The sequence below is a fragment of the Agromyces excoecariae genome (genome assembly GCF_051715505.1).
GTDB lineage: Bacteria > Actinomycetota > Actinomycetes > Actinomycetales > Microbacteriaceae > Agromyces.
In genome coordinates this window covers 70,395-91,648 of record NZ_JBPSLA010000012.1, presented here as the reverse complement: position 1 = coordinate 91,648, position 21,254 = coordinate 70,395, and the positions used below count along the sequence as shown (strand labels likewise).

Here is a 21,254-nt window from a genome sequence, read left to right as displayed (position 1 = left end):
ATGTCCCTCGCCGTCCGCGTGATCCCCTGCCTCGACGTGGCCGGCGGCCGCGTGGTCAAGGGCGTCAACTTCCTGAACCTCCGCGATGCCGGAGATCCGGTCGAGCTCGCCGCGCGCTACGCCGAGCAGGGTGCCGACGAGCTCACCTTCCTCGACGTCACCGCTACGGTCGACGACCGCTCGACCACGTTCGACATGGTCCGGCGGGTCGCCGAGCAGGTCTTCATCCCGCTCACGGTCGGCGGCGGCGTCCGCTCCACGGCCGACGTCGCGCGGCTGCTCGGCCACGGCGCCGACAAGATCGGCGTGAACAGTGCGGCGATCGCGCGCCCGGAGCTCATCGCCGAGATCGCCGACCGGTTCGGCGCCCAGGTCTGCGTGCTCTCGCTCGACGTCAAGCGCTCCGATCGCACCGAGTCGGGATTCGTCGTCACCACGCACGGCGGTCGGACGGAGACCGACCTCGACGCGCTCGACTGGGCGCGCCGCGCCATCGAGCTCGGCGCGGGCGAGCTGCTCGTCAACTCCATCGACGCCGACGGCACCAAGCAGGGCTTCGACCTCGAGCTCGTGCGTCTCATGCACGAGCTCTCGAGCGTGCCGGTCATCGCCTCGGGCGGCGCCGGTGCGCTCGAGCACTTCGCGCCCGCGATCGAGGCGGGCGCCGATGCCGTCCTCGCGGCATCCGTGTTCCACAACGGCGAGCTCACCATCGGCGAGGTCAAGCAGGCCCTCGCCGCGGACGGAAGGGTCGTGCGATGACGTACCGCGACGACGAGGAGCTCGAGCGCGACGTCGAGGGCTGGGCGCCCGACGCGACCGCGGTCGACCGGGCCGCATTCAACGCCGACGGGCTGCTGCCCGCGGTCATCCAGCAGTGGGACACGGGTGAAGTGCTCATGCTCGGCTGGATGGACCGCGAGGCCATGCGTCGGACGCTCACCGAGGGGCGCGTGACGTTCTGGTCGCGTTCGCGCCAGGAGTACTGGCGGAAGGGCGACACCTCGGGACACGCGCAGTACGTCCGGTCCGCCGCGCTCGACTGCGACGCCGACACGCTGCTCGTGCGGGTCGAGCAGGTGGGCGTGGCCTGCCACACCGGTACCCGCACGTGCTTCGACGGCGACCCGCTGCAGGTGCTGGTCGGAACTCCGGAAACCGTCGAGCGCGCACCCGACCCCGACCAGACGCTTGGAGGAGCACGATGACGGCCGCACGCACCGCCACGACCCGCTTCGACCAGTTCACGACGCTGCGTGCCGGCCGACGCGTCGTGCCCGTCGTGCGCGAGCTCTTCGCCGACGGCGAGACGCCCGTCGGCATCTACCGCAAGCTCGCGGGCGGCCGGCCCGGCACCTTCCTGCTGGAGTCCGCGGAGCAGGGCGGCATCTGGTCGCGGTACTCGTTCATCGGCGCGGCGTCGCACGGCGTGCTGACCGACCGCGACGGACGCGTCGAGTGGCTCGACTACGGGATGTCACGCGAGCGCGCACTCGGCGAGGCATCCGCCGACCTCGCGCCGCTCGCCGCACTCGAGGCGCTGTACGCGCGCTGGCGGACGGAGGACGTCCCGGGCGCGCCGCCGCTGACGGGAGGGCTCGTCGGGTTCATCGGCTGGGAGGCCATCCGCCAGATCGAGCACCTGCCGAACCGGCCGCCGGCCGACTTCGATGTGCCCGGGCAGGCGTTCGCGTTCGTCTCGGAGCTCGTCGTGATGGATCACCGGACGGGCACCGTCCAGCTCGTCGCATCCGTGCTCAACGACCGCGACGAGCCCGCCGAGCAGCTCTGGGCCGACGCGCAGGCGCGGCTCGACCGCATGCAGGCGGCGCTCGCGGAGCCGGCTGCGGCGCACCTCGCCGAGATCGACCTGTCGCGCGCCCCCGAGCCGCGCCACCGCACCGAGAAGGCCGACTTCCTCGCCGCCGTGGAACGGTCCAAGGAGTACATCCGCGAGGGCGACATCTTCCAGGTCGTGGTCTCGCAGCGGTTCGAGCAGGAGGCGACGGCGCACCCGATCGACGTGTACCGGGTCCTCCGGAGCCTCAACCCGAGCCCGTACATGTACCTGCTCCACCTCGAGGACGTCGCGGGGGAGCCGTACTGGATCGTCGGCTCGTCGCCCGAGGCCCTCGTCAAGGTCGAGGACGGTCGCGTGTACACGCATCCCATCGCCGGCTCGAAGCCGCGCGGCGCGACGCCCGAGGACGACGCCGACCTCGAGGCCGAGCTGATCGCCGATCCGAAGGAGCAGGCCGAGCACCTCATGCTCGTCGACCTGGCGCGCAACGACCTGGCGAAGGTGTGCACGGCCGGAACGGTCGAGATCACCGAGTTCATGCGGGTCGAGCGGTTCAGCCACATCATGCACCTCGTCTCCTCCGTCGAAGGCGACCTCGCACCCGACGCGAACGCGGTGGACGTGTTCCGTGCGACGTTCCCGGCGGGCACCCTCTCGGGCGCGCCGAAGCCGCGTGCGCTGGAGATCATCGACGAGCTCGAGCCGGCCCAGCGCGGCGTCTACGGGGGAGTGGTCGGGTACTTCGGCTTCGGCGGCGACGCCGACCTCGCGATCGCGATCCGCACCGCGACCATCATCGGGGGCATCGCCCGAGTCCAGGCGGGCGGCGGCCTGGTGGCCGACTCGAATCCCGAGTCGGAGTACCAGGAGTCGGTGAACAAGGCGGCCGCGCCGCTGCGCGCGGTCGCCGTCGCGAACGCCATGCGTCCCGTGCAGGCGGGGTGAGCGTGCCGGCCCGTCGCGTGAAGCTCGTCGCGATCCTCGGCATCCTCGTCGGATCCGGGCTCGCGCTCCTGTCGTGGAGCCAGGTATGGTACACGGCGACGCTGGTCGACGGCGCGACCGCGGGTTCCGCGTCGACCCTCGACGTCGGAGGCCGGACCGCGTCTCCGGCCCTCTCCGCACTCGCGTTGGCCGGACTGGCGCTGGCCGGCGCGCTCACGATCGCCGGTCCGCTCATCCGGATCGTCCTCGGGCTCCTCGCGGCGCTGCTCGGCGGGAGCGTCGTGCTCGCCGCCTCGCTCGCGATCGCCGATCCGGTCGCCGCGGTGTCCTCGGCGGTCGCCGACGCCACGGGCGTCGCCGGCGCGGAGCCGACCGCCGAGCTCGTCGCCGACGTGGTCTCGTCGCCATGGCCGGCGGTCGCGGTCGCCGGGGGCGTGGTCGTGCTGCTCGCCGGACTGGCGGTCGTCGTCACGGGCCGCGCCTGGCCCACGTCGCGCCGGTACGGCGGCGGTGTGCGCATGGCGGCCGACGGCTCGACGCCGGGTCCGGCATCCGACCGTGCCGTCGACGCGTGGGACGACCTCAGTCGCGGCGATGATCCGACCGAGGCATCCGCGCCGTCGACCCTCGGCGATGCGCACGACCGGCCGCTCGGCGGCGAACCCGACCACGCTGGCGATGGCGACGAGGGCGCCGAGCCCACCCGCTAGACTCTTCCCCGACCCCGCACAGAAGGAGCACCATGAGCACTGAGCACGTTGACCCCGGCCACGGACACTCGCCCGCGGCCTGGACGGCCGTGGTGATCATGCTCCTCGCCTTCACCATCGGCACGGTCGCCTTCTTCCTCGACGTGCAGTGGCTCGTGTGGGCGTCCGCGGTGCTCCTCGTCGTCGGCCTCGTGGTCGGGTGGGCGCTCGCCCGCGCGGGCTACGGTGTCGACGGCGACAAGGTCGCGCCCAAGGCGCACTGACGCGTGCTCTCCGAGCTCACCGCGAACGCCGTCGCCGACGCCGAAGCGCGTCGTGCCGACCGCCCCATGGCCGAGGTCGAGGCCGCAGCGCTCGCGCGCCCCGACGCACTCGACGCGCTCGTCGCCCTGGCCCCGGCCGACCGGGTCAAGGTCATCGCCGAGATCAAGCGGTCGAGCCCCTCGCGCGGCGCGCTCGCCGCGATCGACGATCCCGCCGCACTCGCCCGCACCTACGAACTCGGCGGGGCCAGCGCCATCAGCGTGTTGACCGAGGGACGGAAGTTCGGCGGTTCGCTCGCCGACCTCGAGTCGGTGCGCGCCGCAGTCTCGCTCCCGATCCTCCGCAAGGACTTCATCGCGTCGGCCTACCAGGTGTTCGAGGCGCGCGCCGCGGGTGCCGACATGGTGCTCCTGATCGTCGCCGCGCTCGACGACGCGACCCTCGCCGAGCTGTACGGGCTGATCACCGAGCTCGGCATGACGCCGCTCGTCGAGACGCACTCGGCCGAGGAGCTCGACCGCGCCACCCAGGTCGGTGCGAAGCTCATCGGCGTGAACGCCCGCGACCTCACCACCTTCGAACTCGATCGCGACCTGTTCGGCCGAATCGTCGATCGCTTCCCCGACGGGGCGATCAAGGTCGCCGAGTCGGCCGTGCTCTCGGCGGCGGATGTCGCGCACTACCGCGAGGCCGGCGCCGACGCGGTCCTCGTGGGCGAGGCGCTCGTGACGGGCGACCCCATCTCGAACCTCTCTGCATTCCTGGCGGTGTGACATGGCCCTGCGTGCCCAGACCGGTCCCTACTTCGGCGAGTTCGGCGGGCGCTTCGTGCCCGAATCCCTCGTCGCGGCCCTCGACGAGCTCTCCGAGGCGTACGCGCTCGCGAAGCTCGACCCGGCGTTCGGCGACGAGCTCGCCGACCTCGGCCGCAACTACACGGGGCGACCGTCCATCATCACCGAGGTGCCTCGCTTCGCCCAGCATGCGGGCGGCGCGCGGGTCATCCTCAAGCGCGAGGACCTGAACCACACCGGCTCGCACAAGATCAACAACGTGCTCGGCCAGGCGCTCCTCACCAAGCGGATCGGCAAGCAGCGCGTCATCGCCGAGACGGGCGCCGGCCAGCACGGCGTCGCGACCGCGACCGCGGCAGCGCTCTTCGGGCTCGACTGCACCATCTACATGGGCGAGGTCGACACCGAGCGCCAGGCGCTGAACGTCGCGCGCATGCGCCTGCTCGGTGCCGAGGTCGTCGCCGTGAAGACGGGCTCGCGCACGTTGAAGGACGCGATCAACGATGCGATGCGCGACTGGGTCACGAACGTCGAGACGACGAACTACATCTTCGGGACGGTGGCCGGCCCGCACCCGTTCCCCGAGATGGTGCGCGACTTCCAGAAGATCATCGGCGAGGAGGCGCGCCAGCAGGTGCTCGACCTGACGGGCGGGCTGCCGACCGCGGTCGCCGCGTGCGTCGGCGGCGGGTCGAACGCGATCGGCATCTTCCACGCGTTCCTGGATGACGCCGACGTCGCGCTCTTCGGCTTCGAGGCGGGCGGCGAGGGCGTCGACACGCCGCGCCACGCCGCGACCATCGCCAAGGGCCGACCGGGCGTGCTCCACGGGGCGCGCAGCTACCTCCTGCAGGACGAGGACGGCCAGACCATCGAGTCGCACTCCATCTCCGCGGGCCTCGACTACCCGGGTGTCGGCCCCGAGCACTCCTGGCTCGCCGCGCTCGGCCGGGCGACCTACCGTGCGGTGACGGATGACGCGGCCATGCAGGCCCTGCGACTGCTCACGCGCACGGAGGGCATCATCCCGGCGATCGAGTCGGCGCACGCGCTCGCCGGTGCGATCGAGCTCGGCAACGAACTCGGAGGGGACGCCACGATCCTCGTCAACCTCTCGGGCCGTGGCGACAAGGACATGGACACCGCCGCCCGCTACTTCGGGCTGTACGACGGAGGCGAGCAGTGAGGAACGTCGGCCCCGTCATCGCGAGGCGCAACGAGGAGGCCGCCGGCGCGCTGATCGGCTACCTGCCCGTGGGCTTCCCGACGCTCGACGAGAGCGTCGAGGCCGCGGTCGCGCTCGTCGAGAACGGCGTCGACGTGCTCGAGCTCGGACTGCCCTACTCCGACCCCGTCATGGACGGCACCGTGATCCAGGCGGCGACGCAGCAGGCGCTCGCGAACGGCTTCCGGCTCGCGCACGGTTTCGAGGCGGTGCGCCGCGTGACCGACCGCGTCGACGCGCCGGTGCTCGTCATGACCTACTGGAATCCCGTCGTGCAGTACGGCGTCGACCGGTTCGCCGACGACCTCGCCGCCGCTGGGGGATCGGGGCTCATCACGCCCGACCTCATCCCCGACGAGGCGGCCGACTGGATCGCCGCCTCCGAGCGCACGGGTCTCGACCGCGTCTTCCTCGCGGCGCCGACCTCGACCGACGCGCGCCTCCGGCAGACGATCGACGCGAGCCGCGGGTTCGTGTACGCCGTCTCGACCATGGGCATCACGGGCGCGCGAAGCGACGTCGACCGAGCCGCCCGCACGCTCGTCGCCCGCCTCGGCGAGGCGGGCTCGCCCGCCAGCTGCGTCGGCGTCGGCATCTCGACGGCCGCGCAGGTCGCCGAGGTGCTCGAGTACGCCGAGGGCGCGATCGTCGGCTCGGCGCTCGTCAAGGCGCTCGCCGACGGCGGCGTGGATGCGGCCGGTGCGCTCGCGGCCGAGCTCGCGCGCGGCACCGTCCGACAGTGAAGTAGTCTCGACGAGGCCGCCCCTCACGGCGTCTCCCGAATCATCGACGAAAGGCAGAGCCCGGCGTGATCGCACCGCTCAGCATCCCGAGTCCCGACCCGGCGTGGCGCACGCTGGAGATCCCGATCTTCGGACTGACGCTCAACATCCAGTTGTACGCGCTGTGCATCCTCGCGGGCATCATCCTGGCCACCATCATCACCTCGCGGCGCCTCACGAAGCGCGGTGCGGAGCCGGGGATCGTGCTCGACGTCGTCCTGTGGGCGGTTCCGCTCGGCATCATCGGCGCCCGGCTCTACCACGTCGTCACGCACCCCGACGACTACTTCGCCGGCCAGGAGTGGTGGAAGGTCTTCGCGATCTGGGAGGGCGGCAACGCCATCTACGGCTCGCTCATCGGCGGCGCGGTCGGCGTCATCATCGCCTGCCGACTCACCGGCCTGCGCTTCTGGTCGTTCGCCGACGCACTCGCTCCCGGCCTGCTCGTCGCGCAGGCGGTCGGGCGCCTCGGCAACTGGTTCAACCACGAGCTGTTCGGCTGGCCGACCGACCTGCCGTGGGGCCTCGAGATCGAGGCGGACAACGCGGCGTTCCCCGCCGGCCTGCCCGACGGCACCCTGTTCCACCCGACGTTCCTGTACGAGATCGTGTGGAACCTGCTCGGCGTCGTCGTCCTGCTCGCGCTCGAGCGCGCATTCCGCCTCCGCTGGGGCAAGATGTTCGGCGCCTACCTCATCTGGTACGGCGCCGGCCGGGCCGTGTTCGAGACGATCCGCGTCGACCCGAGCGAGATGTTCCTCGGCATCCGCTCGAACGTCTGGGCGTCGTTCGCCGCGATCCTGATCGGCATCGTGATCATCATCGTCCAGAGCCGTCGGCACACCGGCATCGAGCCGAGCGTGTACCGACCGGGGCGTGAATGGGTGCCCGCGGATGCTGAGGTAGACTCTGACGACACCGAGTCCGACACCGACTCTCTCGACGATGGCGTCGAGGGCGAGAACGCACACGGCGAGCCGGCTGCCACAAGCTCGAGCCGCTCGGCCTCCGAATAGGGGCCACGCCGAAACCGCGTTCCCCATCGCCGCGCCGCACCTCGCGCTGCGAATCCTCCATCGTGGGCCGACGACGTCCCCGTTGCCACCGAGATACCGAGGACGGTCCAACGTGTCGCTTCCCCCTCCCCACGCCAGGTTCGGTCTGACCCCGCCCGCCCAGGGCATGTACGACCCTGCCGCAGAGAAGGACGCCTGCGGGCTCGCGATGGTCGCGACCCTGCGCGGCACCGCCGGGCATGACATCATCACGGCGGCGCTCGACGCACTGCGGAACCTCGAGCACCGCGGCGCCGTCGGCTCCGACGCGGGCACGGGCGACGGCGCGGGCATCATCACGCAGGTGCCCGACGCGTTCCTCCGCGAGGTCGCGGACTTCCCGCTCCCCGAGGCCGGGGCCTACGCGGTCGGCAACGCCTTCCTCCCGGTGGACCCGACCGCGCGGAGCCAGGTCAAGCAGCAGCTGCGACGCATCGCCGCCTCCGAGGGCCTCGAGGTCATCGGATGGCGCGAGGTGCCGGTCCGCCCCGACGAGCTCGGCACGCTCGCCCGTGCGGCGATGCCGGTGGTCCAGCAGCTCTTCGTCCGGGGGTCCGCGACGACGTCGGAGGGTGCGCACGTCACGGGCATCGCCCTGGACCGTCTGACGTTCCGGCTGCGCAAGCGCGCCGAGCGCGAGCTCGAGCTCTACTTCGCATCGCTGTCCAGCCGCACCCTCGTCTACAAGGGCATGGTCACGACCCTGCAGCTGGAGCCCTTCTATCCCGACCTCTCCGACGAGCGGTTCGCGTCGAAGCTCGCGCTCGTCCATTCGCGGTACTCGACGAACACGTTCCCGTCGTGGCCGCTCGCTCAGCCGTTCCGGATGATCGCCCACAACGGCGAGATCAACACCATCCAGGGCAATCGCAACTGGATGCGCGCGCGCCAGTCCCAGCTCGAGTCCGAGGTCCTCGGTGAACTCGCGCCGGTCATGCCCATCGTCACGCCGGGCGCGAGCGACTCGGCCTCGTTCGACGAGGTCGTCGAACTGCTCACGCTGGCCGGACGGAGCCTGCCGCACGCCGTCATGATGATGGTGCCCGAGGCGTGGGAGAAGCAGACCGAGATCGACCCGGCACGGCGGGCGTTCTACGACTACCACTCGATGCTCATGGAACCGTGGGACGGCCCCGCGGCGATCGTGTTCACCGACGGCACGCTCGTCGGTGCGACGCTGGACCGCAACGGCCTGCGTCCCGGCCGCTACCTCGTGACCGACGACGGGCTCGTCGTCCTCGCGAGCGAGATCGGCGTCATCGACCTGCCGCAGCGTCGCGTGGTGCGCAAGGGCCGGCTGCAGCCGGGCCGCATGTTCCTCGTCGACACGGAGGCGGGCCGCCTCATCGAGGACGACGAGATCAAGGCCGAGCTCGCGGCATCCGCTCCGTGGCAGGAGTGGCTCGACGAGGGCCGCATCCGCCTCGCCGACCTGCCCGAGCGCGAGCACATCGTGCACCCGCCGGCCTCGGTGAACCGTCGCCAGCGCACCTTCGGGTACACCGAGGAGGAGGTGAAGGTCCTCCTCGCGCCCATGGCGAAGGCCGGCCAGGAGCCCATCGGCGCGATGGGATCCGACACGCCGATCGCCGTGCTCTCGCAGCGCCCACGACTGCTGTTCGACTACTTCACCCAGCAGTTCGCGCAGGTGACCAACCCGCCCCTCGACTCGATCCGCGAGCAGGTCGTCACCTCGCTCTCGACCTCGCTCGGCCCGGAGCGGAACCTGCTCAGCGCAGGCGCGGAGCACGCCCGCCAGGTGTCGCTCGACTTCCCCGTCATCGACAACGACCAGCTCGCGAAGATCGTGCACATGACCGCCCCGTCGGGCGCCCGGGCCGCACGCACGCTCCGCGGCCTCTATCGCGTCGACGAGGGCGCGGCCGGGCTGCGCGAACGGATCGACGAGCTGTGCCGGGAGGTCGACGAGGCGATCGAGGAGGGCGCGTCGTTCATCGTCCTGAGCGACCGCGACACGACCAAGGACCTCGCGCCGATCCCGTCCCTGCTCATGCTCTCGGCCGTGCACCACCACCTCATCCGCTCCGAGACCCGGATGAAGGTCGGCCTCGTGGTCGAGGCCGGCGACGTGCGCGAGGTGCACCACGTCGCACTGCTCGTCGGCTACGGCGCCTCGGCCGTGAACCCGTACCTCGCCATGGAGACGTGCGAGGAGCTCGTCCGCTCGGGCGTGCTCACCGGTGTCACGCCCGAGCAGGCGGTGCGGAACGTCATCACCGCCCTCGGCAAGGGCGTCCTGAAGATCATGTCGAAGATGGGCATCTCGACCATCGCGTCGTACGCCGGCGCGCAGGCCTTCGAGGCCGTCGGGCTCGCGCAGGAGTTCATCGACGAGTACTTCACTGGCACGACCTCGAAGCTCGGCGGCGTCGGCATCGACGTGATCGCCGATGAGAACCGGTCGCGCCACGCGGTGGCCTATCCGGCGGATGTCGCGGTGCGGGCGCACGAGCGGTTGCAGACCGGCGGCGAGTACCAGTGGCGTCGTGACGGCTCGCCGCACCTCTTCAACCCCGAGACGGTCTTCCGCCTCCAGCATTCGACCCGGAACCGACGCTACGACGTCTTCCGCGAGTACACGGACATGGTCGACACGCAGGCGGAACAGCTGATGACCCTCCGCGGCATGTTCGCGCTGCGGACCGGCGTGCGTCCCGCGGTGCCGATCGACGAGGTCGAGCCGGTCGAGTCGATCGTCAAGCGCTTCTCGACGGGTGCGATGAGCTACGGCTCGATCTCGAAGGAGGCGCACGAGACCCTCGCGATCGCCATGAACCGCCTCGGCGCGAAGTCGAACACCGGCGAGGGCGGCGAAGACCTGGATCGCCTGCTCGACCCGGAGCGGCGCAGCGCCATCAAGCAGGTCGCGTCGGGTCGATTCGGCGTGACGAGCATGTACCTCACGCACGCCGACGACATCCAGATCAAGCTGGCGCAGGGTGCCAAGCCCGGCGAGGGCGGGCAGCTGCCGCCGACGAAGGTCTACCCGTGGGTCGCCCGCACGCGGCACGCGACGGCCGGCGTCGGCCTCATCTCGCCGCCCCCGCACCACGACATCTACTCGATCGAAGACCTGAAGCAGCTCATCTTCGACCTGAAGCGGGCCAACCCCGGCGCACGCGTGCACGTCAAGCTCGTGAGCCAGTCGGGCATCGGCGCCGTCGCGGCGGGCACGGCCAAGGCGCTGGCCGACGTCATCCTGGTCTCCGGCCACGACGGCGGCACAGGTGCGAGTCCGCTCAACTCGCTCAAGCACGCGGGCACGCCGTGGGAGCTCGGCCTCGCCGAGACGCAGCAGACGCTCATGCTGAACGGCATGCGCGACCGTGTCGTCGTGCAGGTCGACGGGCAGCTGAAGACCGGCCGCGACGTCGTGATCGGCGCGCTGCTCGGCGCCGAGGAGTTCGGATTCGCGACGGCACCGCTCGTCGTCGAGGGCTGCGTCATGATGCGCGTGTGCCACCTCGACACGTGCCCGGTCGGCGTCGCGACGCAGAACCCCGAGCTCCGCAAGCGCTTCACGGGCAAGCCCGAGTTCGTCGTGAACTTCTTCGAGTTCATCGCGCAGGAGGTGCGCGAGTACCTCGCCGAGCTCGGCTACCGCTCGCTCGATGAGATCATCGGCCGCCGCGAGCTCCTCGACGTCGAGCGCGCGGTCCGGCACTGGAAGGCGTCCGGTCTCGACCTCACGCCCGTCCTCGTCGGACCCGACTTCTCCGATTCCGAGCCGCGGCGCAACGGCCGCCGCCAGGACCACGAGCTCGACGAGCACTTCGACAACGAGCTCATCCGGCGCAGCGCGCTCGTCCTGGAGCAGGGCGGCCGGGTCGAGATCGAGCTGCCGGTGCGGAACACCGAGCGCGCGGTCGGCACCATGCTCGGCCACGAGGTCACGGTGCGCCACGGCGCCCAGGGCCTGCCCGAGGCATCGATCGACGTGACGCTCACGGGCAGCGCCGGCCAGTCGTTCGGCGCGTTCCTCCCCGGCGGCATCCGACTGCGCCTCGAGGGCGACTCGAACGACTACGTCGGCAAGGGCCTCTCGGGCGGCCAGATCATCGTCCGTCCGTCGCGCGAGGCGGGCTTCGTCGCGGAGCGCAACGTCATCGCGGGCAACGTGATCGGCTACGGCGCGACGCGGGGCAGCATGTTCATCCGCGGCATCGTCGGCGAGCGCTTCCTCGTCCGCAACTCCGGGGCCACCGCGGTGGTCGAGGGCGTCGGCGACCACGCCCTTGAATACATGACCGGCGGGCTCGCGTTGATCCTCGGTCCGACCGGCCGCAACCTCGGCGCCGGCATGTCGGGCGGCACGGCGTACGTACTCGACCTCGCCGAGCCCAAGGTGAACCGCGAGTCCCTCTCGAGCGGTGAGCTCGAGCTCCACGAGCTCGGCAGCGCCGACCACGAGATCGTCCGCGACCTGCTCGAGCAGCACCTCGAGCACACCGATTCGGCGGTCGCCGCGACGCTCCTCGCCGAGGGCGACGTCGCGTTCGACCGATTCACGAAGGTGCTCCCGCGCGACTACGCCGCAGTCCTCCGGACCCGGCAGAGCGCCGTCGACGAGGGTCTCGACCCCGACGGCGACGTGGTGTGGAGCCGCATCCTGGAGGTGACCGGTGGGTGAGCTCATGACGCACGGCCGCACGGTCCCGATCGACTGCATGGAGGTGACGGGTGGCTGACCCGAAGGGCTTTCTGAAGGTCACCGAGCGGGAGCTTCCGAAGCGTCGCCCCGTTCCGGTGCGCATCATGGACTGGAAAGAGGTCTACGAGCAGGGCGACTCCGCCCAGCTCCGACGCCAGGCCGGACGATGCATGGACTGCGGCATCCCGTTCTGCCATCAGGGCTGCCCGCTCGGCAACCTGATCCCCGAGTGGAACGACCTGATATGGCGCGGCGAGGGCCGCGCCGCGATCGAGCGGCTGCACGCGACGAACAACTTCCCGGAGTTCACGGGCCGGCTCTGTCCTGCCCCGTGCGAGTCGGCGTGCGTCCTCGGCATCAACCAGCCCGCGGTGACGATCAAGCAGGTCGAGGTCTCGATCATCGACCAGGCGTTCGGCAGCGGCTGGGTGCAGCCGCAGCCGCCCGGTCGCCTCACCGGCAAGACGGTCGCGGTCGTCGGTTCCGGCCCCGCCGGACTCGCGGCCGCCCAGCAACTCACGCGTGCGGGCCACACGGTCGCGGTGTACGAGCGGGACGACCGCATCGGCGGGCTCCTCCGCTACGGCATTCCCGACTTCAAGATGGAGAAGAAGCACCTCGAGCAGCGGCTCGCGCAGATGACCGCCGAGGGCACGCGCTTCCGGGCCGGCGTCGAGATCGGCGTCGACCTCGCGTGGGACGAGCTCCGTCGTCGATACGACGCCGTGGTCGTCGCCACGGGTGCGCTCGTGCCCCGCGACCTGCCGATCCCCGGTCGAGACCTTCCCGGCGTGCACTTCGCGATGGAGTACCTCGTGCAGTCCAACCGCGTGGTCGCGGGCGACGACGTGTTCGACCAGATCAGCGCGGAGGGCAAGCACGTCGTGGTCCTCGGCGGCGGCGACACGGGCGCGGACTGCATCGGCACCGCCCACCGCCAGGGCGCACTGTCGGTGACGAACCTCGCCATCGGCAAGCAGCCGAGCTCGACCCGTTCGGCGGAGCAGCCGTGGCCGATGCACCCGAACGTGTTCGAGGTGCAGAGCGCCCACGAGGAGGGCGGCCAGCGCCAGTACCTCGCCTCCACGGTCGAGTTCCTCGCGAACGAGGTCGGCGAGGTGCGCGCCATCCGGGTCGCCGAGACCGAGTACCTCGACGGACGCCGCGTGCCCAAGGCCGGCACCGAGCGCGAGATCCCGGCCGACCTGGTGCTGCTCGCCCTCGGGTTCACCGGACCGGAGACCGACGCGGCGAACGACCAGCTCGGCCTGCGCGCCACGGACCGCGGCAACTTCGCCCGCGAGGACGACTACGCGACCGAGGAGCCCGGCGTGTTCGTCGCCGGCGACGCCGGTCGCGGACAGTCCCTCATCGTCTGGGCCATCGCCGAGGGGCGGGCTGCGGCGGCATCCGTCGACCGGTACCTTGAAGGTGAGACGCAGCTGCCCAGCCCCATCCCCGCGACGGCGCGAGCCTTCGCCGTGTGACCGGCGCCGACGGCGCCTGCAGACCCCGATCCAGCGCTTCGGCGCGTAACCCCTGGAGCACACACCACATGAGAAGAGCGAAGATCGTCGCCACCCTCGGGCCGGCGACATCGAGCTACGAGCAGATCCGCGCGATCATCGATGCGGGCATCGACGTGGCGCGCATGAACCTCAGCCACGGCAGCTACGACGTGCACGAGGGCGTCTACCAGAACGTCCGGAAGGCGGCGAACGACTCGGGTCGGGCGGTGGCCGTGCTCGTGGACCTCCAGGGGCCGAAGATCCGCCTCGGCAAGTTCGCCGACGGGCCGCACGAGCTCGCCGAGGGTGACATCTTCAAGATCACGACCGAGGACATCCTCGGCACGAAGGAGATCGTCGGCACCACCTTCAAGGGACTCCCGCACGACGTCGAGGCCGGGGACCACCTCCTCATCGACGACGGCAAGGTCCGCGTCGAGGTCCTCGACACCGATGGCACCGTCGTGACCACGAAGGTGGTCGTCGCGGGCCCGGTGTCGAACAACAAGGGCATCAACCTGCCGGGCGTCGCCGTGAACGTGCCCGCGCTGTCCGAGAAGGACGAGGCCGACCTGCGGTGGGCGCTCAAGCTCGGCGCCGACCTCATCGCGCTGTCCTTCGTCCGGAACGCCACCGACATCGACCGCGTGCACCAGATCATGGCGGAGGAGGGACGCCGGCTGCCGGTGATCGCCAAGATCGAGAAGCCGCAGGCCGTGGAGGCCCTCGAGGAGATCATCGAGGCGTTCGACGCGATCATGGTCGCGCGCGGCGACCTGGGCGTCGAGCTCCCGCTCGAGGCGGTGCCGATCGTGCAGAAGGGCGCGATCGAGATCGCCCGGCGCCTTGCCAAGCCGGTCATCGTCGCCACCCAGATGCTCGAGTCGATGACCCACGCTCCCGTGCCGACCCGCGCCGAGACCTCGGACGTCGCGAACGCCATCCTCGACGGCGCGGACGCGGTCATGCTCTCGGGCGAGACGAGCGTCGGCGAGTACCCGGTGCAGACCGTCAAGACCATGGCCCGCATCATCGAGTCGACCGAGCAGCACGGCCTGCACCGGATCGCTCCGCTCGGCACGAAGCCGCGCACGCAGGCCGGAGCGATCACGCTCGCTGCGGTCGAGGTCGCCGACTTCGTCGAGGCCAAGTACCTCTGCGTGTTCACCGAGACGGGGGAGTCGGTGCGACGGATGTCGCGCCTGCGCAGCACCATCCCGATCCTGGCCTTCACGCCGTATCCCGAGATCCGCCGCCGGATGGCCCTCAACTGGGGCGTGGAGTCGTTCGTCGTCGCTCCGGTGACCCACACCGACCAGATGGTCGGCCAGGTCGACGAGGTCCTCGGCAAGACCGGGAAGGCCGAGGCCGGCGAGAAGATCGTCATCATCTCGGGGTCGCCCCCCGGCATCCCCGGCACCACCAACGACGTGCGCGTGCACGTCGTCGGCGAGGTGCTCTGACACGGTTCGTCCGAACGGCCCGGTCGCGCTCAGTGGCCGGGCCGTTCGCCGTGCCCGGTGGATGCCGCGAAGGGATTCCGACCGAGGCTTCGGATCGCGTGGTGCCGGTGGTGGGGGTCGAACCCACACGCCCTCTCGGGCAAAGCATTTTGAGTGCTCCGCGTCTGCCATTCCGCCACACCGGCCTCAGGGCCCCGGCCAGAATACCGTAGGCTCTTCTGCGTGACAGACACCGAAGACACCCAGCCGGCACCGCGTCGCGTCGTGGTCGCGGAGGACGAGTCGCTCATCCGCCTCGACATCGTCGAGATCCTGCGCGACAACGGCTACGAGGTGGTCGGCGAGGCCGGCGACGGCGAGACCGCGGTCCAGCTCGCGACCGAGCTGCGACCCGACCTCGTCATCATGGACGTGAAGATGCCCCAGCTCGACGGCATCTCGGCGGCGGAGCGACTCTCGAAGGGCCACATCGCCCCGGTCGTCCTGCTGACCGCGTTCAGCCAGCGTGAACTCGTCGAGCGTGCGAGCGAGGCGGGCGCGCTGGCGTACGTCGTGAAGCCGTTCACCCCCAACGACCTGCTCCCCGCGATCGAGATCGCGCTGGCCCGCCACGCGCAGATCATCGCCCTCGAGGCCGAGGTCGGCGACCTCGTCGAGCGATTCGAGACCCGCAAGCTCGTCGACCGCGCGAAGGGCCTGCTGAACGAGAAGATGGGGCTCACCGAGCCCGAGGCGTTCCGCTGGATCCAGAAGGCCTCGATGGATCGCCGTCTCACGATGAAGGACGTCTCGCAGGCCATCATCGAGCAGCTCGCGCCCAAGAAGTAGCCGCCGGGCCTTCCGGCCCTAGGCCGGTGAGCGGGCCCATGTGCACGATGTGTGCGTACCCGGGCGGCCCGGCCCCGGTGCCGAGCGAATCGGAGCGCACGATGCTGCACGAGGTCACGTCCACCCTGGTCACCCGCTTCGAGGACGTGCGCCTCGGCGACGCGGCATCCGTCGGCGGCAAGGGGGCGAACCTCGGCGAGACGACCTCAGCGGGGCTTCCGGTCCCGCCGGGCTTCATCGTCACGGCCGAGGCCTACCTGGAGGCGATCGAGCACGCCGGCATCCGGTCGCGGCTGCTCGACGGCTTCCGGGCCGCCGCCGCGGTGTCCGAGGACCCGGAGGCGCTCCCGCGTGCGGCCGCCGAGCTTCGCGAGGCGGTGCGCGCGGTGACGTTCCCCGAGCGCGTGCGCGACGCCGTCCTCGGCGAGTACCGCCGCCTCGGGGGCGCCTCGGTGGCCGTCCGTTCGTCGGCGACGTCCGAGGACGCCGCGGGTACGTCGTTCGCCGGCATGCACGAGACGTACAACAACGTCATCGGCGAGGCGGCCGTGCTCGATCGCATCCGGGACTGCTGGGCCTCGCTCTACGGCGACCGCGTCATCGCGTACCGCTCGAGCCAGCGCATGGACGAGGAGCCGATGCTCGCCGTCGTCGTGCAGGCGCAGGTCGCGTCCGACCGTTCGGGCGTGATGTTCACGGTCGACCCGTCGACGGGTGCCCGTGACCGGCTCGTGGTCGAGGCGGCGCTGGGGCTCGGCGAGGTCGTCGTCTCCGGCGCCGTCGAGCCCGACACGTACGTCGTCGCGAAGCAGGGCCCGCGCCTGCTCTCGGTGCGGGTCGGCCGCCAGACGCACCGGCTGGTCCCCACCGCCGACGGCGCGGTCGTGCGCGAGGACCTGGACGGTGCCGAAGCGGACGCGCGCGTGCTCACCGACGACGAGGTGCTCGAGGTCGCCGCCCTCGGCCTTCGCGTCGAAGCGCACTACGGCGAGCCGCAGGACGTCGAGTGGGCCTATTCGGGCGGCCGGTTGTGGTTGCTGCAGTCGCGACCCGTGACCACGCTCGGGGGCGGACCGGCGGACGAGGCCTCGCCGGCCGACGGCCCGCCCGTCGGGACGGTGCTGCTGCGCGGCCTGGGCGCCGCGCCCGGGCACGTGACCGGACGCGTCCGGATCCTGCAGAGCCCGGCCGAAGGCGGGGCATTGCAGGCGGGGGAGATCCTCGTCGCGCCCATGACCAATCCCGACTGGGTCCCGACCATGCGCCGCGCGGCCGCGGTCGTGACCGACGGGGGCGGCATGACCTGCCACGCCGCGATCGTCGCGCGCGAGCTCGGCGTGCCCGCGGTCGTCGGTGCGCGCACCGCGACCACGTTGCTGCGCGACGGCGAACTCGTCACGGTCGACGGCGCGAAGGGCGAGGTGGTCGAGGGGGCGGATGCCGCGGGGCCGGCGTCGGCCGCGCCATCCGCATCCCCGGCCACGACCTCGCCGGTCGCGCCGCCGTCCGGAGGCGGCATCGGGGCCGAGTCGCTCGCCACGAAGCTCTACGTCAACCTCGCGATCGCCGACCGTGCGGCGGACGTCGCCGCCCTCGACGTCGACGGGGTGGGGCTGCTGCGCGCGGAGTTCATGATCACCGACGCCCTCGGCGGACTGCACCCGCGCGAGATGCTCGCGCGCGGGGAGCGCGACGAGTTCGTCCGCCGCATGACCGGGTCGCTGCTGACGGTGACGCGCGCGTTCGGGCGACGGCCGGTGGTCTACCGCACCATCGACTTCCGCACGAACGAGTTCCGCGGCCTCGAGGGCGGCGACCGCTTCGAGCCGCAGGAGAACAACCCGATGATCGGGTACCGCGGCGCGTACCGGTACGTGAAGGAGCCCGAGCTCTTCGCGCTCGAGCTCGAGATGCTCGCGATCGTGCGCGAGGAGACGCCGAACCTGCACGTGATGCTGCCGTTCGTGCGCACGCGCTGGGAGTTGGAGGCGTGCCTCGAGCTCATCGACGCGAGCCCGCTGGGCCGCCAGCGCGGCCTCAGGCGATGGGTGATGGCCGAGGTCCCCTCGGTGGTCCATCGCATTCCGGAGTACGCCGCGATGGGCATCGACGGCGTCTCGATCGGCTCGAACGACCTCACGCAGCTCATGCTCGGCGTCGACCGCGACTCAGAGATCTGCGCCGAGTTGTTCGACGAGTCCGACGCCGCGGTCCTGGATGCGATCGAGCGCATCATCACGGCCTGTCACGCGTCCGGCATCACCTCGTCCCTGTGCGGCCAGGCGCCCTCGAACGACCCGGCGTTCGCCGAGCACCTCGTGCGCTTCGGAATCGACTCGATCTCGGTCAACCCGGATGCCGCGGAGCGCACGCGCCGGGTCGTCGCGGCCGCGGAGCGGCGGATCCTCCTCGACGCGGCGCGGGGCGCGTCGGCGCCCTGACGGACCGGACTCGCGGCGGAGGGGTGTCGGTGCCCGCTTGTACTCTTGACGAGTGCCCGACCCCACCCCCGTGAAGCCCACCCTGCTCGTCGTCGACGGTCACTCGCTGGCCTACCGCGCCTTCTACGCCCTCCCCGTCGACAGCTTCAGCACCCGAGACGGTCAGCACACGAACGCCATCCACGGCTTCCTGTCGATGCTGCTCATGCTGCTGCGCAACGAGAAGCCGACGCACCTGGCCGTCGCCTTCGACACGTCGAGGCAGTCGTTCCGCACTCGCGAGTACACCGAGTACAAGGCCAACCGCAGCGAGACGCCGCAGGAGTTCAAGGGGCAGATCGGCCTCCTGAAGGAGGCGCTGCGCGCCATGCGGATCACGGTGCTCGAGAAGGAGGACTTCGAGGCCGACGACATCCTCGCCACGCTCGCCACGCGTGGCGCAGCGGAGGGCTTCGACGTGCTCGTCGTCTCCGGCGACCGTGACACCATCCAGCTCGTCGACGACGACGTCACGCTGCTGTACCCCAACGTGCAGGGCGTGTCGCAGCTGAAGCGCTACGACGCCGACGCCGTCCTCGAGCGGTACGGGGTCCGTCCCGAGCAGTACCCCGACGTCGCCGCGCTCGTCGGCGAGACGAGCGACAACCTGCCCGGCATCACGAAGGTCGGGGAGAAGACCGCCGTCAAGTGGCTCGGCCTGTACGGCAGCCTCGACGGCATCCTCGAGCACATCGACGAGATCAAGGGCGTCGTCGGAGACAACCTGCGCCGCGAGCGCGAGAACGCGGTCCGCAACCGCCGGCTCAATCGACTCGTCCGCGATCTCGACCTCGACGTCGAGCTCCCCGACCTCGCGGCGCAGCCGATGGACGAGGCCGCCGTGCGCGAGCTGTTCGACCGGCTCGAGTTCAAGACCCTGCTCGAGCGCGTCACCAAGATGGCGGCCGAGTCGAACGGCGTGACTGCCGACGGCACCGCCGCGCTCTCCGCGGAGGCCGAGCCGGCCGCGGTCGCCCCGGTCGCGCGAGCACTTCGGGGCGATGAGCTCGCAGCCTGGTTCGCCCGGGCGACGGCGGCAGAGCCCGCCGGCCTCGGCCTCAGCCTCGAGGTGCTCGACGGCCGGGTGATCGGCGCCGGCATCGCGAGCACGGCCGAGAGCGTGCGGCTCGACTGGACCGCCGGCTCGATCGAGCTCGCACCGTTCGAGGCTTGGCTCGCGAGCGATGCCCCGAAGGTGATGACCGATGCGAAGCCGCAGCTCAAGGCGCTGCGGAGATCCGGGCTGCCCTTCGACGGACTCGTGGTCGACACGCTGATCGCCGGATGGCTCGTCCGCCCGAGCCTGGCGGAGAAGGACCTCGTCGACCTCGTCTCCCGCTACCTCGGCGAGACCGTTCCGATGGCCGACCCGTCGCAACTCGTGCCCGACGCCGACAGCACGGCCGGTGCGCCGGAGTTCGCGTGGTACTCCTTGCGCGTCGCCCCGCACGTGCTCGCGGCGCTCTCCGAGGGATCGCGGCGGGTCCTTGCCGAGATCGAGATCCCGATCGTCGGGGTCCTGGCCGAGATGGAGCTGCGCGGCGTCACGGTCGAGCACGCGAAGCTCACCGAGCTCTCGGGCCAGCTCGGGGAGCGGGCGGCCGCGCTCGCGCAGTCGGCGTACGACGAGATCGGCCGCGAGGTGAACCTCGGGTCGCCGAAGCAGCTCCAGGAGGTGCTGTTCGACCAGCTCGGCATGCCGAAGACGCGCGCCACGAAGACGGGCTACTCGACCGATGCCGGAGCGCTGGCCGATCTGCAGGAGACGAACCCGCACCCGTTCCTCGGCCTGCTCCTGGAGCACCGCGATGCCACGAAGCTCCGGCAGATCGTCGAGACGCTCGACAAGTCGATCCAGTCCGACGGCCGCGTCCACACGAGCTACGTGCAGGTCGGCACCACGACCGGCCGGATCTCGTCGACCGACCCGAACCTGCAGAACATCCCGGTCCGCACCGAGGAGGGGCGGCGCATCCGCGCCGCGTTCACGCACGGCGCCGACTACGTCGAGCTGCTCACGGCCGACTACTCGCAGATCGAGATGCGCATCATGGCGCACCTCTCGGAGGATCCGGGACTCATCGAGGCCTTCCACTCCGGAGAGGACCTGCACCGTTTCGTGGGCGCGCGAATCTTCGACGTCGACCCGGCCGAGGTCACGCCGCTGATGCGCACGAAGGTGAAGGCGATGTCGTACGGCCTCGCCTACGGCCTCAGCGCGTTCGGCCTCTCGAAGCAGCTCCGCATCGATCGGGCTGAAGCGACGCAGCTGATGAAGGACTACTTCGAGCGCTTCGGCGCGGTCCGCGACTACCTCCGCGGCGTGGTCGCCCAGGCCAAGCTCGACGGGTACACCGAGACGATCTTCGGCCGACGCCGCCCGTTCCCCGACCTGAACAGCCCGAACCGGGTGCTCCGCGAGAACGCCGAGCGTGCCGCGCTCAACGCACCGATCCAGGGCTCGGCCGCCGACATCATGAAGTTCGCGATGATCGGCGTCGAGCGCGAGCTGCGGGAGCGCGACCTGCGCTCGCGGATGCTCATGCAGGTGCACGACGAGCTCATCTTCGAGGTGGCCCAGGGCGAGGGCGACGAGCTCGAGGCGCTGGTGCACGACCGGATGGCGCACGCGGCCGATCTCCTCGTGCCGCTCGACGTGCAGGTCGGTCGCGGGCGCGACTGGGAGGATGCGGCGCACTGAGCCCAGGTGGCCCGGACGATCGCCCG

Annotated in this window: 15 protein-coding genes and 1 tRNA gene; 15 read left to right on the top strand and 1 reads right to left on the bottom strand. The window is 71.1% G+C overall.

Translation table 11 applies throughout. The features are described 5' to 3' along the window. The 12 genes from hisF to pyk all read left to right on the top strand — a co-directional run bounded on the left by hisF (position 1) and on the right by pyk (position 15,219). Positions 1–762: an imidazole glycerol phosphate synthase subunit HisF gene (gene hisF, locus ACSJD1_RS12140; protein WP_438855563.1), complete on the top strand. Its 762-nt coding sequence runs from the start codon at positions 1–3 to the stop codon at positions 760–762. Further along, positions 759–1,208, top strand: a complete 450-nt coding sequence (gene hisI / locus ACSJD1_RS12135; RefSeq protein WP_438855562.1) for a phosphoribosyl-AMP cyclohydrolase — start codon at positions 759–761, stop codon at positions 1,206–1,208. Before hisF ends, hisI begins: the two co-directional genes overlap by 4 nt. Beyond that, positions 1,205–2,746 (top strand): anthranilate synthase component I, encoded by a 1,542-nt coding sequence (locus ACSJD1_RS12130; RefSeq protein ID WP_438855561.1) that lies wholly within the window; start codon positions 1,205–1,207, stop codon positions 2,744–2,746. The genes hisI and ACSJD1_RS12130 overlap by 4 nt, the downstream gene beginning before the upstream one ends. Continuing rightward, the gene (locus ACSJD1_RS12125) at positions 2,743–3,456 is read left to right on the top strand and encodes a Trp biosynthesis-associated membrane protein (RefSeq protein ID WP_438855560.1); all 714 of its coding nucleotides are present in this window, start codon (positions 2,743–2,745) and stop codon (positions 3,454–3,456) included. The genes ACSJD1_RS12130 and ACSJD1_RS12125 overlap by 4 nt, the downstream gene beginning before the upstream one ends. A 32-nt stretch (positions 3,457–3,488) precedes the next feature. Beyond that, the gene (locus ACSJD1_RS12120) at positions 3,489–3,719 is read left to right on the top strand and encodes a DUF6704 family protein (protein ID WP_438855559.1); all 231 of its coding nucleotides are present in this window, start codon (positions 3,489–3,491) and stop codon (positions 3,717–3,719) included. Positions 3,720–3,722: 3 nt separating this feature from the next. Next, positions 3,723–4,493 carry an indole-3-glycerol phosphate synthase TrpC gene (gene trpC, locus ACSJD1_RS12115; RefSeq protein ID WP_438855558.1) on the top strand — a complete coding sequence of 257 codons (771 nt, stop codon included), beginning with the start codon at positions 3,723–3,725 and terminating at the stop codon, positions 4,491–4,493. 1 nt (position 4,494) lies between these two features. Beyond that, positions 4,495–5,700, top strand: a complete 1,206-nt coding sequence (trpB, locus tag ACSJD1_RS12110; RefSeq protein ID WP_438855557.1) for a tryptophan synthase subunit beta — start codon at positions 4,495–4,497, stop codon at positions 5,698–5,700. Beyond that, on the top strand, positions 5,697–6,482 hold the full coding sequence (gene trpA / locus ACSJD1_RS12105; RefSeq protein WP_438855556.1) for a tryptophan synthase subunit alpha: 786 nt from the start codon (positions 5,697–5,699) through the stop codon (positions 6,480–6,482). Before trpB ends, trpA begins: the two co-directional genes overlap by 4 nt. Before the next feature lie 65 nt (positions 6,483–6,547). Beyond that, positions 6,548–7,537 carry a prolipoprotein diacylglyceryl transferase gene (gene lgt / locus ACSJD1_RS12100; RefSeq protein WP_438855555.1) on the top strand — a complete coding sequence of 330 codons (990 nt, stop codon included), beginning with the start codon at positions 6,548–6,550 and terminating at the stop codon, positions 7,535–7,537. Between the two features lie 166 nt (positions 7,538–7,703). Beyond that, on the top strand, positions 7,704–12,227 hold the full coding sequence (gene gltB / locus ACSJD1_RS12095) for a glutamate synthase large subunit (protein WP_438855656.1): 4,524 nt from the start codon (positions 7,704–7,706) through the stop codon (positions 12,225–12,227). A gap of 50 nt (positions 12,228–12,277) precedes the next feature. Continuing rightward, on the top strand, positions 12,278–13,735 hold the full coding sequence (locus ACSJD1_RS12090) for a glutamate synthase subunit beta (protein WP_438855554.1): 1,458 nt from the start codon (positions 12,278–12,280) through the stop codon (positions 13,733–13,735). Between the two features lie 68 nt (positions 13,736–13,803). Continuing rightward, positions 13,804–15,219, top strand: a complete 1,416-nt coding sequence (pyk, locus tag ACSJD1_RS12085; RefSeq protein ID WP_438855553.1) for a pyruvate kinase — start codon at positions 13,804–13,806, stop codon at positions 15,217–15,219. A 99-nt stretch (positions 15,220–15,318) separates the two neighbouring features. Here pyk and ACSJD1_RS12080 read toward each other — a convergent pair. Then, a tRNA-Leu gene (locus tag ACSJD1_RS12080) sits at positions 15,319–15,404 on the bottom strand. A gap of 37 nt (positions 15,405–15,441) precedes the next feature. Here ACSJD1_RS12080 and ACSJD1_RS12075 point away from each other — a divergent pair. The 3 genes from ACSJD1_RS12075 to polA all read left to right on the top strand — a co-directional run bounded on the left by ACSJD1_RS12075 (position 15,442) and on the right by polA (position 21,228). Next, positions 15,442–16,047: an ANTAR domain-containing response regulator gene (locus ACSJD1_RS12075; protein WP_376950762.1), complete on the top strand. Its 606-nt coding sequence runs from the start codon at positions 15,442–15,444 to the stop codon at positions 16,045–16,047. Positions 16,048–16,148: 101 nt separating this feature from the next. After that, complete coding sequence (gene ppsA, locus ACSJD1_RS12070; RefSeq protein ID WP_438855552.1) at positions 16,149–18,488, top strand: phosphoenolpyruvate synthase; 2,340 nt, start codon at positions 16,149–16,151, stop codon at positions 18,486–18,488. 52 nt (positions 18,489–18,540) lie between these two features. Then, the gene (gene polA, locus ACSJD1_RS12065) at positions 18,541–21,228 is read left to right on the top strand and encodes a DNA polymerase I (protein ID WP_438855551.1); all 2,688 of its coding nucleotides are present in this window, start codon (positions 18,541–18,543) and stop codon (positions 21,226–21,228) included. The last annotated feature ends 26 nt before the right edge of the window (positions 21,229–21,254 follow it).

Bases quoted from the DNA above. Each gene is read 5' to 3' on its own strand.
- ACSJD1_RS12120 (WP_438855559.1), top strand. From the start codon at position 3,489: ATGAGCACTGAGCACGTTGACCCCGGCCACGGACACTCGCCCGCGGCC.
- ppsA (WP_438855552.1), top strand. From the start codon at position 16,149: ATGCTGCACGAGGTCACGTCCACCCTGGTCACCCGCTTCGAGGACGTG.
- pyk (WP_438855553.1), top strand. From the start codon at position 13,804: ATGAGAAGAGCGAAGATCGTCGCCACCCTCGGGCCGGCGACATCGAGC.
- gltB (WP_438855656.1), top strand. From the start codon at position 7,704: ATGTACGACCCTGCCGCAGAGAAGGACGCCTGCGGGCTCGCGATGGTC.
- trpB (WP_438855557.1), top strand. From the start codon at position 4,495: ATGGCCCTGCGTGCCCAGACCGGTCCCTACTTCGGCGAGTTCGGCGGG.
- hisI (WP_438855562.1), top strand. From the start codon at position 759: ATGACGTACCGCGACGACGAGGAGCTCGAGCGCGACGTCGAGGGCTGG.
- hisF (WP_438855563.1), top strand. From the start codon at position 1: ATGTCCCTCGCCGTCCGCGTGATCCCCTGCCTCGACGTGGCCGGCGGC.
- ACSJD1_RS12130 (WP_438855561.1), top strand. From the start codon at position 1,205: ATGACGGCCGCACGCACCGCCACGACCCGCTTCGACCAGTTCACGACG.